The sequence below is a fragment of the Natranaerobius thermophilus JW/NM-WN-LF genome (assembly GCF_000020005.1).
Classification (GTDB): Bacteria; Bacillota; Natranaerobiia; order Natranaerobiales; family Natranaerobiaceae; genus Natranaerobius; species Natranaerobius thermophilus.
In genome coordinates this window covers 2,619,182-2,633,433 of record NC_010718.1, presented here as the reverse complement: position 1 = coordinate 2,633,433, position 14,252 = coordinate 2,619,182, and the positions used below count along the sequence as shown (strand labels likewise).

Here is a 14,252-nt window from a genome sequence, read left to right as displayed (position 1 = left end):
GAACCAATATTACAATATTTTAATTTAAAATACTATAATTCTTTCTTGAAAATGGCAAACCTGCCGTGAGGTGGGGGCGCAAAGCCACGAGTCTTTTGTTGACAAAACGTCAATAAAAGACAGTCGGGTTGCCAAGGAAGAAGTAAGCAGAAGCTACTTCTTCGTGAAGTAGCTTTTTTTAACCTAAACTCTCAAAGAAGTAATTCTAAGGAAGTGATAATGTGGAAGTTACTTTAAGTTTAGATAAAGATCCCAATATTCCGATAGAATATGTTGAAATAATCGGAAATTTCACTAAATATCAAAATAGTTTGCTAATGGAAGAAGATAAAGACTGTTGGTTAAAAACGATAAAACTGCCACCGGGTGAACATTTGTATGCCTTTTTAATAAATGGAAATTTGAGACTTAATGATCCTAAAGCTAATATTTATATGCTAGACAACGATGATCAGATTTGGTCAGTCATAATAATCAATGAACGAGGGGAAAGGTTGTACAATAACCAAAAATATAGTGTCCATATTGAAGAGTATAAATTATCCTCAGTAATGTCCGAAAAACCAATAAAGAATCATAAAAGGCAGTATGATAGATTTTTGGATCAAAAAATTGTTGCCAGGTTTTTGTTTACACAAGTTACTGGACTTCATTCGATTACTACAGCATGGTATACACCTCAAGGAAATTTATTTCAAGTTAGTGAAAACTATCTTATTGAAACTAATTCTAAAGAAACTCAAACAAAGATGTTGTGGTTTTGGTTAGATTTGAGAAATTCAAAGCATCAACTACCCTGCGGGTTATGGACTTTAAAATTGTTTGTGGATGGAGCATTTATTTTAGAAGATAAATTTCAATTATTAGAAAAAGGTTATTATTCTATAAGGGGGGATGTTTAATGACTATTATTGAAGGAGGAGGTAGGTTAACAGGGTTAGTTACAGAGAGAATTCAATCAATCCAGCCCCAACAAACTCAAGAATCAAAATCAACAGATAAACAGGTTGATGATCAGCAAAATACACAAGCAAAAGAAATTCAAAAAACACAAGAAGAGGTAGAAACTAAAGATACGAAGACTAATCAAGAAGACAAAGGAGTTATCGATACAATTACTACTCGTGTTAGAGAAGGGGTTGAAACAGCTGCTGATACTGCTAGAGAAACTGTAAAAACAGCAGTATCGGTAGGAGAACAGGTTAAAGATGGCATAGTTCAAATTGGAGAAACTGTTCAGGAAACAACGCAAGAAGTTACAGAAACTATTCAGGAAACTAGAGACAATGTTAAAACTGAAGTAAATAAGACAGCAGAACAAGTTGAACACAGTTATGATGAGATAAGGGAAAGTGCTACAGAAATACGAGATGTTGCTGGTGAAATGAGAAGTTCAGCTAGAGATATAGCTTCAACGGGGGTAGAAACTGCAGTTACTGTTGGTAAAGATGTTGCCAAAACTGCAGGAGCCGTAGCTCGAGGAGTAAATCATGTGGCAGAAGGCTTTAAAGAGGGGGATGGTGTTGTAGATAGAGCCGTCGGGGTTTACCAAGGATTCCAAGAGTTTTCAGAAGTTAAAGAACCATTTAATAGAATTCCTGATACAATTAGCAGTGGACATGCCGAAATAGAGAATCATATTGAGGATATTGAAAGTAATTACGAGATAGTTAGAAACGAAGGGGAAAATGTTAAAGAAAATACAGTTTCTATTGGAGAAGATATAACCCAAACTGCTTCAACAATCAAAGAGGAAATGGTTTCTGGTGGACAGGAATTTGCTTCAAATATTCAGCAAGGAGCTGAAGATGTCTATCAAATAGTCTCGGGAAATATAGGCGGCTCTTTCTTGTCACAAAAAGCTTGATTGATATCTTATGATTTTAACCAATATTGTTCAACCTGATTCGGATTATTCGGGTCAGGTTTTTTTTTGACTGTATGATGCTAATTTAAACTTTAGTAAGAATATTAACAAGTATTAATATTTTAGAAAATAAATGTTATAATAAATTTATGGGAATTTTCGACAAATTTTAACAAAAAATTATTGATTTAGTAAGATTTATACGTGGGGGGGGGCTTAGTATATGAACGACTTAAAAAGCGATGTTAATAGAATTACTGACCACATAAATAAAGAATTGAAAGTAAAAGAACAGGCTATAAATTCGTCCATTAATGCCATTGCCTTTACGGATTTGGAAGGATATATCACTTATGTCAATCAATCCTTTTTAGATTTGTGGGGGTATGAAGAAGAACAAGAAATTTTAGGCCGGTCCGCTCTGGAGTTTTGGAAAAACATTGACAAAACCCAAAAGATTTTGGATGAGCTTTTTGAAAAGGGGACTTGGGTTGGCGAATTGATTGCCCGAAAAAAAGATGGAGAATTGTTTGATGTTCACTTGTCTGCCTCTTTAGTTGAGGATGAGCAGGGCAAGCCTTTAAAATTAGTGGGTTCTTTTATAGATATTAGTAAGCAAAAACGGGCAGAGGACAAGCTTCTTCGGGAAAAGGCTAGGTATCAGGCTTTAATAGAAGAGCAGTTAGAGCTGGTGTGCAGGTGGCTTCCTGATACCACTTTAACCTTTGTTAACAAATCTTATTGTAATTTTTTTGGTCAGACAAAACATGATTTGCTGGGAAAAAAGTGGATAGAGTTTGTCCCTGAGCAGGAAAGAGATAAAGTTTGGCAAAAATATCAAAACCTTACGAATAACCCCAGGGTTCTTTCATACGAACATCAGGTTACCGGTGCCGATGGGAAAGCTTATTGGCAGCACTGGATTGATTGCCCTATTTTTAATGACATGGGTGAGCTAGTTGAATTTCAGTCAGTAGCCCGAGATGTTACTGTACGCAGAAATAAGGATGAAAAAATTCAGTACTTAAGTTTTCACGATAGTTTAACTGGACTGTATAATCGTGCTTATTTAGAAGGTGAACTAACTCGCTTGGATGGTGAAACCCGAAAAGGAAGTAGCAGTTATTTCCCTATTAGTGTGATAATGGCAGATTTAAATGGACTTAAAATGATTAATGATTCTTACGGCCATCATGTTGGTGATGAAATGTTACTAAAGGTAGCTCAGATTTTGCATGAATCATGTGATGAATCATCTCGTAAAAAAGCTGAAATTGCCAGGTGGGGAGGAGATGAGTTTGTAATCCTACTCCCGGATATTACGGATGAAGAAGCTAGGGACATATGTAAGGTAATAAATTATAAATGCAAGGGTACTTATGTGAAAAACATCCCCCTCTCTCTGGCAGTGGGTACGGCAACTAAAGAGAGTATTCAGGAGGACATGATGGAAGTTCTTACTAGGGCAGAAAATGATATGTACAAGTTAAAACTGGCCGAGAGCCGAAGTGCCCGAAGCGATGTTGTGAATGCCCTCTTAAAAGCCTTAGAAGCCAAGAGCTTTGAAACAGAAAGCCATGCCCGGCGCATGTTGATGATGGCACGAGAAATTGGCAAACAAATTGGTTTATCTCATTCAGAACTGAACCGGCTAAACCTTTTGATAACCCTCCACGATATCGGTAAAATCAATATCCCTGAAGAAGTGCTTACTAAAAATGGGACATTAAATGAAGACGAGTGGACAATCATGAAAAAACATCCCGAGATAGGTTACAGAATTGCTATAGCTACTGAAGAATTTGCTCATGTTGCCGAAGAAATCCTGTCCCATCATGAACACTGGGATGGTTCAGGTTATCCCAGGGGATTATCAGGGGAGGAGATCCCCCTTCTGGCCAGAATTGCTGCCATTGCCGATGCTTATGAAGTGATGAGTAATGGTAGGCCTTACAAAGAGCCAATGGGTGAAAAAGAAATTGTCGCTGAATTTAAGCGATGTGCGGGAACTCAGTTTGATCCAAAATTGGTTGAAATATTTCTAGAGCTATTGAGGGGGGGTAACATTAATGAATAATTTAGACAAGAAAGCTAATTTATTCACAGTGGTTTTGGTAGTTGTTTTTTCAACATTTTACATCATGGGACATGTGGCTTCATACTTTGAGGGTGATCGGAGTAATGAAGAAATAATTATATTAATTGGAGTAACATTAATAACTTTAGTTATAGTGGGTATCAGGTTTTTTTTAAATAGTAACGACTTATATATAAGATATATTGCCTTGATAGGAATTTTAGCTTTGTATGTAATTACAAATTATTTTGGCTTATACAGTATTACTTTTATGACCTTGTGTCCGGTATTATTAATAGCTGTTGTATATCAAGATAGGAAGTATGCTTTAATTTCTGGTACTTTATCTGCAGTAATATTGATTTTCTATTACTTTTACAATCAATATAATACGCAAACATCGGCAGAATTAATAACTGCTATACTAACTATGGTAGCGTTTCTAATAGGAATATTTTTTGTCACTAAAATTGCCAGCGAATCTAAAAGTGAACTTGACATAGCTGTTAAAAGCCAACAGGAAAAAACTGAAGACTTAACTAGGGTGGTAGAAAAAATTGATAACACAAGCGATAGTGCCCAAGAAATTTCTCAAAAAGTTAATAGCTACATAAGTGATGTTTCAACTGCCATGGGTGAAGTGAGTTCTGGTATTGATGAGGTAGCCCAGGGAGCCCAAGAAAATGCTAGTACAATTAGCGAAACCAAAAAAGCAGTTGAAGATATATCTAAGTCTGCTCAGAGTGTGGCGGAATCGTCGGAAACCATTGCCGATAAAAGTTCGACCGTAAGATCAAATGTAGAGACTTCTAAAAGCTATGCGGAAGAAACTTTTAACCAAATGCAGGTGGTTAACCAGGGAAGAGAAGCTACTTTAGAGAAAACTCAAAAAACTGTGGATTCAATTGATAAGGTTAGAGAATTTGTTGATAAGATTGATGAAATTTCCGAGCAAACCAATCTATTATCACTGAATGCATCAATTGAAGCGGCCAGAGCCGGTGAAGATGGCAAAGGCTTTGGTGTGGTTGCCGATGAAATCAGAAAACTGGCTGAACAATCAGCACAGGCCACTGACGAAATTAGAGAAATAACCAATGAAATTGTTCAAAACTCCCATGAGGCCAAAGAAGCCACTGAAAGTGCTGAAGAGCCAGTAAATAAGGCTTTGGATCTATCTCAAAGTGTTAAAGAGAAAATGGAGGAAGTGGTTAATTCAATCCATGAACTAGATATAGAAATTCAGAGTGTGGCATCAAGTGCAGAGGAGCAATCGGCGTCAATAGAAGAAGTTGAAGCTTCTATGGACAATATTAGTTCAACTTTAGAGCAAACATCTTCAAATACCGAAGAAATCAATGCATCTACCCAGGAACAGGCAAGTAATGTGGAAAACATTAAAGATGATATTCAAAATCTAGAAGCAGTCATATCAGATCTATCCCAGTTGTCAAAAAGTATGGATGTTAAGTGAAAAGTAATTAAAAATTATATCTATTAACTAAAATTTAATTGAACTTGTGAAATTAATAAGTGTCTAAACTAGCAAACAGGCTTCTATTTGATCAGAAGCCTGTTTTTTGTAAAAACAATATTTGTTATTAATTGGGTTTTTATGGTATAATCAATTCACTTCTTAATTTAGACAAATTTAGACAAATTTCATAAAGGAATGGGGGGACCGTTGTGTTAAAAAAGTTGAAACTTAGTCATAAGTTGTTTATGATGTTTATTATAGGGATTATGATTCCTATAATAGGTCTATCTTTTGTAGTTGTGACTAATACACTTCCATCTTTGAGAGGGTATGTTAGAGGTGAAATAGAAAGTCAAGTTCATTTAGCAAATGAAGAAATAATGGAAGTAGTTGATGAAACAGCAATTTTGGTAGAAAGTCTTGCCAACTCACAAACAGAAATAGATTATGATGAACAAGAATTAAGAAATATGTATAGCAATATTTTGGATATGGATAATTATGAACATATTATGAATGTTTATGTAGGATCAGAAGATGGGGAAATGTTAATAGAACCAGAACAGGATTTAGGAGAAGATTACGACCCAAGAGAAAGGGTCTGGTACGAAGGGGCTATGCAAGATGGTGAAACTTTCATAACAGAACCATATGAAGATGCTGGAAGTGGAGACTATACCGTGACAGTGTCATATCCTTTAGAAGACAGTGTTGTAGGAGCTGATATTAATTTAGGATTTTTATCTGAGTACATACGTGAAATCAGTGAAGAGTATGTTGGCTCTGTATATATTGTTGATAGAGGTGGAACTATAGCTGCTGGTACAGAAGGAGAATCTAATAATGATAGAATAGAGACGTTAGTTGATGATTATTTGGAGAAGAGTATGGGAAGAAAAAGACAAGGTCATTGACACAGATGATCATTATCTAGGCAGTTTGTATCTTGAAGAATTGGACTGGGTTTTATTTTATGATGTTCCCCATGAAGCTGTTTTAGGGGATGTTGAGTTCACTCAGGCCGTAATAATGACTGCTCTGATATTAACAGTACTAATAGCTTTAATAATGTCTTATTTTGTCAATAGGGTAGCTGGAAAACCAATTGCAGAACTTACAGAGCTTATTAGCCGATTAGGTGACTATGATTTCACCTATAATGATGATGCTGAATCAATGAAATATCTAAAGAGAGGCGACGAGATTGGCGATATAACCAGAGCCGTGACAGGTATGCGACAAAATGTAGCAGAATTACTTCAGGGAATTGAACAAAAATCAGAACAAGTGGCTTCTTCCTCTCAAGAATTAACTGCTAACAGCTCAGAAAATACCAATGCTGCCAATGAAGTTTCCCGGGCAGTTGAAGATATTGCCAGTGGAGCAAGTAATCAGGCTGAAAGTACAGAACAGGCTTCGGCCAGTACTGAGGAATTGGGCAAAATTGTGGAGAAAGAACAAGCCCATGTCAGGCAGTTAAATGAAGTTGTTGAAGAAGTAACTGAATTGAAAAATCAGGGTTCACAAGCCGTTGAACAGTTGACAAGCAAGACTGAAGAGAGTAATTCTTCAGCACAAAACATAGCTAGAATCATCAATGAAACTAAAAATAGCGCCGATAACATTGAAAAAGCCAGTAATACCATTAGAGATATTGCAGAACAGACCAATTTACTGGCATTAAATGCCAGTATTGAAGCAGCCAGGGCGGGTGAAGCAGGATCAGGTTTTTCCGTGGTGGCCAATGAAATCAGGAACCTGGCGGAGAACTCCAATAAATATTCAGAGGAGATTTCACAAATAGTTGCCGATTTAATGGATAAATCTAATACTGCCGTTAAAACAATGGATGAAGTTAGTGGAACAGTCAAAGAACAGACCGAATACGTGAAAGCAGCCGATGCAAAATTTGAAGGAATTGCAGAGGGTATCGAAAAGGTTAGACAAGTTGTTGAAAGTTTAAATGAAACCGGGTCACAGATGCAGGAAAAGAAACAAGAAATCATAGATACTCTTCAGAGTTTATCGGCTATAGCTCAGGAGAATTCCTCCAGTACTGAAGAGATATCTTCATCGGTTGAGGAACAGACGGCGTCCATGGAAGAAATAGCTCGTTCTAGTGAGCATTTATCCAAGTTAGCCCAGGAAATGCAAGAAGAAGCCTCTAAATTTAAATACTAATTGGAGAATTCGTCACGCACTCTCGTGCCTTTAGTTATGAGAGGTTCACACAGGATGAACTGGATTTAAGACATTAAGATAAGCCCCGGGGCATATCACATGTAGCTAATAGCTCTTATTGATATGCTTCCCGGGGCTTTTGTGTTTAGGGTGTTTTAGTTAGATAATTCTTTTAGATAATCTTGCAGGGACTTAACTTGTTTAGATTCGCCTCTATCCAGGGATTCCATGGCTGTCAATAGCGCACTGGCTGTATCCAGGGAGGTGAGACAGGGAATTCCGTTTTCCACAGCTGCCCTTCTGATTTTAAAACCATCCCTGGCTGGTTCTTTGCCGATTGTAAAGGTGTTGATTACGTAGTTTATTTGTCCTTCTCTAATTAAGTCAATAATATTGGGGCTTTCATCAACTATTTTGGGAACCTGTTCTACATCTATTCCCTGGTTGCGTAAAAACTCTGCAGTTCCAGAAGTGGCAAAGATTTTTAAGCCCAGCTTTTGAAATCTCTCTACTAGGGGACGAACTGCTTCTTTATCTCGATCGGCTACTGTTACTAAGACACCGCCGTTCAGGTTGATACTGAATCCACTGGCCAGCATGGCTTTATACAATGCGGTGTTCAAATCGTAGTCAATTCCCATAACTTCACCAGTAGATTTCATTTCAGGTCCCAGGCTGGTATCAACTCTGGTTAGCTTGGCAAAGGAAAATACAGGAGCTTTCACTGCATAGTAATCAGGTTCAGGCATTAAGCCGGGTTTATAGCCTTGATCTTGGAAACTTTGTCCCATCATGGCCTTGGTAGCTATTTTAACCATGGGTATTCCCGTGATTTTGCTGATAAAGGGGACAGTTCTGGAGGCTCTGGGGTTTACTTCGATGACGTAAACTTTTCCGTTGTATACCACATATTGAATGTTAATAATTCCTTTAATATTCAATCCTTTTGCTAGAGCTTCGGTGTAGCTGACGATTTTATCCCGAGTGATCTCATCCAGGGACTTGGCAGGGAACATGGCCATACTGTCACCGGAGTGTACACCTGCACGCTCGATATGTTCCATGATACCTGGGATGATTACGTCTTGACCGTCACACACAGCATCGATTTCAATTTCCATGCCTTGGAGGAATTGATCTATTAACACTGGATACTCTGGTGAAACTTCTACAGCCCAGGTCATATAAGTTTCCAGATCTTCGGGGGTGTAAACCACTTCCATGGCTCGACCACCCAGGACATAAGAAGGCCTTACTACTAGGGGATATCCTAGTTCATCAGCTATTTCTTTTGCTTCTTTGGTAGAAGTTGCCGTTTTACCTTTAGGTCGGTCAATTCCCAGTTTATTCAGAAGCTGATCAAATTTATCTCTGTTTTCTGCCCTATCCATATCTGAAACACTTGTTCCTAAAACTTCAGCACCGTCATTTGCTAAAGGTCTAGCCAGATTAACTGCTGTTTGACCTCCAAATTGGGTGATAACTCCCTGGGGCTTTTCCTGGGCAATGACGCTATTTACATCTTCAGTGAACAAGGGTTCAAAGTAAAGTCTATCTGAAATATTGAAATCAGTACTGACTGTTTCCGGGTTATTATTGATGATAAGGGATTCGTAACCCAAATCCTTTAAGGCCATGACGGAATGAACGGAACAGTAATCAAATTCTACACCCTGGCCGATTCGGATAGGGCCTGCTCCTAAGACCAGTACTCGTTTGTCGTGGGTCGGTTCAGAAGGAGGTATAGCTTCATTTTCTTCATTATAAGCCGAGTAGTAATAAGGGGTATTGGCTTCAAACTCTCCTGCACAAGTGTCCACCATTTTATATGCAGGTGTAATATTGTGTTGCAACCTGATATTTTTAATCTGTTCTTCAGTTAAACCTGTACTTGCGCTGATCATGGTATCTGAAAGTCCAGCTTCCTTGGCTTCTGATAGGAGTTGTAGCTGCTGGTTCGAGCTCGAAATCTTTTTTTCTACCAACTTTTCTTCTATTTCTTCAACATTTTTTTCATCTGATTCTGCTTTGAATTGACTCTCTAACTGGGAGAATTCCAATTCGTAAGACACGATGTTTTTTAACTTTTGTAAAAAGAACATATCAATTGAAGTCAAATCGTGTATATCTTGTAATGAAATTTGCTTTCTAATGGCTTGTAATAGCCAGAACATCCTTTCATCGGTTTGTTTTCCGAGTTGCTTTAAAATCTCTTCTTGTCTAAGTTCTTTGTCTACTTCTTGAATGCTTTGATGTAGATCGTCCAAATCAATTTCAAGGGAGCGGAGGGCTTTTAAGAAAGCATTTTCAAAATTTCTCCCAATTGACATGACCTCTCCCGTTGCTTTCATTTGGGTTCCCAGTTGCCTGTCGGCCAGGTCAAACTTATCAAAGGGAAAGCGAGGCAGTTTTAAGACCACGTAATCCAGGGAAGGTTCGAAACATGCCGAGGTTTTTCCTGTTACCTGATTGTAGATTTCGTCTAAGCTATAACCAATGGCTATTTTAGAGGCCACTCGAGCGATAGGGTAACCTGTAGCTTTAGAAGCCAAGGCACTGGACCTGCTTACCCTAGGATTTACTTCGATAACGTAGTAATCATTGCTGTGGGGGTCTAGGGCAAACTGGATATTGCAGCCACCTTCAATTTGTAATTCACCTATAATTTTTAGGGCTGCCTGGCGAAGCATTTGATGTTCTTGATTGGTTAAAGTCTGGGAAGGAGCAGCCACTATGCTGTCACCGGTGTGGACACCTACAGGATCCATATTTTCCATATTACAGATAGTTATACAATTCCCTTTTTTATCCCTCATGACTTCGTATTCTACTTCTTTCCATCCAATAACACAGCGTTCAACCAAAATTTGATTGATTAAGGAACTTCTGATACCGTTACTGGCAATTTGGCTGAGTTGTTGTTCATTTTGGGCAACACCGCCACCCGTGCCTCCCAGGGTGTAAGCTGGTCTAACTATTACCGGATATCCAATATTCTTTGCAAAATCTTTGGCTTGATCTACTGTAGAGACAATTTTACTTTCAGGAATGGGTTCTCCGATATCGTTCATAGTAGTTTTAAACACATCTCTATCTTCAGCTTTTTTAATGGAACTCATGGTGGTTCCCAAGAGATCTACTTCGTATTTATCTAAAATGCCACTGTCTACTAATTCCATGGCCAGGTTTAGACCAACCTGTCCCCCCATAGTGGCAATTAAGCCGTCGGGGCGCTCTTTTTCAATGATTTTGATAATGTAGTCTTTTTCTAAAGGTTCCAGATAAACTTTGTCGGCCATGTTGGTATCCGTCATAATGGTGGCTGGATTGGAATTTACCAGAACGACTTCTATACCTTCTTCTCTTAAGACACTGCAGGCCTGGGTTCCGGCATAATCAAACTCTACAGCCTGGCCAATTATTATGGGGCCTGATCCGATTATTAAGACTTTATTTAAATCATTTCTTTTAGGCATGAGACTGTTCCCCCTTGTCAGTGTGATTAGCGTCATCACCTTGATTAATTTGGCTAGCACTAGAGATGTCACTTTCTAAATACTTGTGGCCTAAATATTTGCGACTTTGATAGTCTTGGACCAGTTTCATAAATTTATCTATGGAAAGTTCAGCTTTCTCTTGCTGGTCTCCCAAGTCTAATAACCCCGCCTCGGGGTGGAATTGGACGGAGAAAACAGGTAATTGTTTGTGTTTAATTCCTTCAACTGTCTGGTCATTTAAGTTGATATGAGTGATTTCCGTGTTAGCTGGGACTGTTTCACTTGATATGACATAACCGTGGTTTTGAGAAGTGATATTAACCGTATCTGTTTCCAGGTTTTTTACGGGATGGTTTATCCCTCTATGGCCAAATTTCATTTTGAGTGACTCATAACCAAGAGTGAGTCCTAGGAGTTGATGTCCTAGACAGACTCCCATGAGAGGAATTTGGTGTTTCAAGACCTCGTTGATGGTATCTGTCAGTTCCATTATTTCTTGGGGGTCTCCTGGCCCATTGGATAGTACAATTCCCTGGGGAGCGTAACTGAGAATGTCTTCTGGTGGAGTGTCATGGGGGAGGACTATGACGGTTGCTCCTAGGTTGTTAAGAGCTTTTAGTAGACTATGCCTGACCCCCAGATCGAGGAGGGCTATGCGGTAGTTGTTTCCTGGCAGTACGTAAGGTTCTTGGGTAGAAACCTGTTCAACCAGGTTGGTTTCTTGGATTTCATAATGACTAGAATCGTTGTTAACAGATTCATGGGAATTATCTTCACAGATAATCCAAGCTTTCATGGTACCCTTTTCTCTAATGTGTTTTGTCACTTTTCTGGTGTCGACTCCGGTAATTGCTGTGACTTTACAATTTCTGAGATACTCTGCTAATGGAAGTTCTGACTGCCAGTTACTCGGGTGTTCACAAATTTCCTTGGTGACAATTCCCTTTAAATACGGCCTTTTCGATTCGAAATCCTGTTTGTTAACTCCCTGATTTCCAATTAAGGGATAGGTAAAGGTAACTATCTGATTGCAGTAAGATGGGTCAGTCAGGACTTCTTGATAACCTGTCATTCCGGTAGTAAATACTACTTCCCCAGAAACAGTAACTTTGTGGCCAACAACCGTTCCTTCAAATTCAGTACCATCTTCCAGTATCAGTTTATCCGGCATGTAAATTCCCCCTTGTGATAATCCTCAATTGTGATAGTCTTCAATGACACATTGATTTTTTAGTCTTTAGTTATTGTTCCTATAAACACAGATATTAAATCTGTAAGACAATAAAAAGCTTCCTATAGCTTTGCCTGTATCAGCTAATAGGAAGCGGTTGAGGGCTTTATTTGGGCCGAATCATGATTATGTTACAAGTACGATACCGTAAATTCGTAAACCATGACACAGTTACACAATAGCCATCTATCATCCAAAGTCAACTAACAGTCACAGCTTTTAACTCGAAGCGGCTATTTTTACAAACTGATGTCATGCCTAAATTCGGTATCAATAGCTCTGGCGAACCCTCGCCAACTCCCTTATTAGCCTCACAGGACTAACTTAAAGGGATATACGAATATTTGGTTGTGTCTACATTTTTAATCAGTCTACATTAAAAGCTGAAGTTTGTCAAAGGAAATCTAAAAGTTGATCGTGTCAAGCCACTGTAGGTTAAAAAGAAACCTTAATTCTCCTAGATAATCTGTTTCCTGTTCAACCCTTTTATAGCCGTTCTTGTTAAGTTGTACTTTCCATTCATCAAAGGTACATTGCCATTGTTGGCTTTTCCTAGTTTCTTTTTAGTTGTAAGTTTTTTTAGTTCTTGTTTTATTTGGTTCTGTAGGTTAACTATTTCAGCTTCTTGACGACCTTTTGTGGATAAGTAAGCTTCTTTTACTGATTTTCCATTAGCTTTTGTAGCCAACATCTCGGCCATTTTAGTTGCGCCTTTTTCACTCCAGGCCATTGGTCGACTACTCATTCTTGATGCTAAAATATGGCTTACATGGCCTTCAGCACTACAACCTACTTCAGGGTGGTTTACTGATGCCTCTATGCCATCCCAGTTGTTTTTAATATATTTAATTGTTGCCATTATGCGTTTCTGTCTAGCTTCTGTATCTGCCTTTGTAAGTGCTTCTTGTAAATTTTCAAATACTGCTTCTTGATCTAGGTTTTTAATGTTCTTATATATCTGTCTCCTTAGCTTTGGGGCATGACCGGTAGCTGCTATTATGTATTTGGATAGATGAAATTTATCCAATATATATGTCGCATTTGGGATATATTCTTCACCTACTCGGATCCATTTAGCCCCATCTCCTGATATGAAAATATTTGTGTCCTTTGTGTCATAATGTGATTCGATATAGTCACATACTGTTAACCAAAATTTATCCGGGGATTCAGTTATTGTTGTGAAATGTTGACAATTTTTAAGAGATCTACGTTTTTTACCTTTTATTCCTTCATGGACATAAATTAGCTTTGTTTCAGATCTCTTCGAAGTTTGCATAGACAAATGATCTTCATCTGCCTCTATGTAAAGGTTTGATACTTTTTTCTTTTCTTCTGGTTGCTCTAGAGGTTCTAATTCAAATTCTTTCACTGTATTGGCTACTGTCTGTTTACTTAATTTTAGGTCTTGGTTAAACCTACTCACTTCTTCTGTCGCTTTCTCATACGACACCTTAGTGGCTGCATCAGCTATATCTGATTTTAAAGTAGAATCTACTCGCATATGTGAGGTTATGCCAGCTTTTTCATCAGCTAGATATTTATATTCACCTGTTTCTTTATTTTTATAATATGTTCGGTTGTATACCATATCACCAAATGGGGTTAAGATACTCTTGGGGTCAGCTTTCCTTTCTACGACCCAACCTTTACGATCTCTTCTATTTTCTTTTATTTGGGCATCCAATGCTTCTAGTACTTCTTTAAGAATATCACTACCTAAACCGTCTAGCTCTTCTTTTAGTAGCTTTGTGAATGTATCGTACTCTATTTCTCCGTCTAAAACATTTAACACTTTTTCTGAAACTTGAAGGATTTTTTCTTCTACAAGTTGAATTATTTCCATGAGGAACCTCACTCCTTACTTTTTTGGGTATACTTCATTCTCGTGCGGAGAATGTGAGGTTCCTCTTCTTTTTTGC

The 14,252-nt window shown here is 38.1% G+C and carries 9 protein-coding genes and 1 riboswitch; of the genes, 6 read left to right on the top strand and 3 right to left on the bottom strand.

The genetic code is table 11. The features are described 5' to 3' along the window. Positions 1 to 43: 43 nt before the first annotated feature. Positions 44 to 136, top strand: a riboswitch (cyclic di-GMP riboswitch). A gap of 85 nt (positions 137 to 221) precedes the next feature. The 6 genes from NTHER_RS12420 (at position 222) to NTHER_RS12395 (ending at position 7,602) form a co-directional block, all read left to right on the top strand. Next, positions 222 to 902 (top strand): glycogen-binding domain-containing protein, encoded by a 681-nt coding sequence (locus NTHER_RS12420; protein ID WP_012448862.1) that lies wholly within the window; start codon positions 222 to 224, stop codon positions 900 to 902. Continuing rightward, entirely contained in the window at positions 902 to 1,867 is a 966-nt protein-coding gene (locus NTHER_RS12415; RefSeq protein ID WP_012448861.1) for a hypothetical protein, read from the top strand. The genes NTHER_RS12420 and NTHER_RS12415 overlap by 1 nt, the downstream gene beginning before the upstream one ends. A 223-nt stretch (positions 1,868 to 2,090) precedes the next feature. After that, the gene (locus tag NTHER_RS12410; protein WP_012448860.1) at positions 2,091 to 3,944 is read left to right on the top strand and encodes a sensor domain-containing diguanylate cyclase/phosphohydrolase; all 1,854 of its coding nucleotides are present in this window, start codon (positions 2,091 to 2,093) and stop codon (positions 3,942 to 3,944) included. Then, positions 3,937 to 5,418, top strand: coding sequence for a methyl-accepting chemotaxis protein (locus tag NTHER_RS12405; RefSeq protein ID WP_012448859.1), 1,482 nt, complete (start codon positions 3,937 to 3,939; stop codon positions 5,416 to 5,418). The genes NTHER_RS12410 and NTHER_RS12405 overlap by 8 nt, the downstream gene beginning before the upstream one ends. Before the next feature lie 212 nt (positions 5,419 to 5,630). Then, the gene (locus NTHER_RS12400) at positions 5,631 to 6,335 is read left to right on the top strand and encodes a cache domain-containing protein (protein WP_012448858.1); all 705 of its coding nucleotides are present in this window, start codon (positions 5,631 to 5,633) and stop codon (positions 6,333 to 6,335) included. Continuing rightward, a complete protein-coding gene (locus tag NTHER_RS12395) occupies positions 6,289 to 7,602 on the top strand; it encodes a methyl-accepting chemotaxis protein (RefSeq protein ID WP_012448857.1) in 1,314 nt (437 codons plus the stop codon). The genes NTHER_RS12400 and NTHER_RS12395 overlap by 47 nt, the downstream gene beginning before the upstream one ends. 155 nt (positions 7,603 to 7,757) lie before the next feature. Here NTHER_RS12395 and carB read toward each other — a convergent pair whose 3' ends face one another. The 3 genes from carB to NTHER_RS12380 all read right to left on the bottom strand — a co-directional run bounded on the left by carB (position 7,758) and on the right by NTHER_RS12380 (position 14,176). Continuing rightward, a complete protein-coding gene (gene carB, locus NTHER_RS12390; RefSeq protein WP_012448856.1) occupies positions 7,758 to 11,078 on the bottom strand; it encodes a carbamoyl-phosphate synthase large subunit in 3,321 nt (1,106 codons plus the stop codon). After that, positions 11,071 to 12,270, bottom strand: coding sequence for a glutamine-hydrolyzing carbamoyl-phosphate synthase small subunit (carA, locus tag NTHER_RS12385; RefSeq protein ID WP_012448855.1), 1,200 nt, complete (start codon positions 12,268 to 12,270; stop codon positions 11,071 to 11,073). Before carA ends, carB begins: the two co-directional genes overlap by 8 nt. Positions 12,271 to 12,787: 517 nt before the next feature. Beyond that, positions 12,788 to 14,176, bottom strand: coding sequence for an ISLre2-like element ISNth2 family transposase (locus NTHER_RS12380; RefSeq protein WP_012447610.1), 1,389 nt, complete (start codon positions 14,174 to 14,176; stop codon positions 12,788 to 12,790). Positions 14,177 to 14,252: the final 76 nt, after the last annotated feature.

Excerpts from the sequence above, each read along its gene's own strand:
- NTHER_RS12415 (WP_012448861.1), top strand. The coding sequence starts at position 902 with ATGACTATTATTGAAGGAGGAGGTAGGTTAACAGGGTTAGTTACAGAG.
- NTHER_RS12410 (WP_012448860.1), top strand. The coding sequence starts at position 2,091 with ATGAACGACTTAAAAAGCGATGTTAATAGAATTACTGACCACATAAAT.
- NTHER_RS12405 (WP_012448859.1), top strand. The coding sequence starts at position 3,937 with ATGAATAATTTAGACAAGAAAGCTAATTTATTCACAGTGGTTTTGGTA.
- NTHER_RS12395 (WP_012448857.1), top strand. The coding sequence starts at position 6,289 with ATGATTATTTGGAGAAGAGTATGGGAAGAAAAAGACAAGGTCATTGAC.
- carB (WP_012448856.1), bottom strand. The coding sequence starts at position 11,078 with ATGCCTAAAAGAAATGATTTAAATAAAGTCTTAATAATCGGATCAGGC.
- carA (WP_012448855.1), bottom strand. The coding sequence starts at position 12,270 with ATGCCGGATAAACTGATACTGGAAGATGGTACTGAATTTGAAGGAACG.
- NTHER_RS12380 (WP_012447610.1), bottom strand. The coding sequence starts at position 14,176 with ATGGAAATAATTCAACTTGTAGAAGAAAAAATCCTTCAAGTTTCAGAA.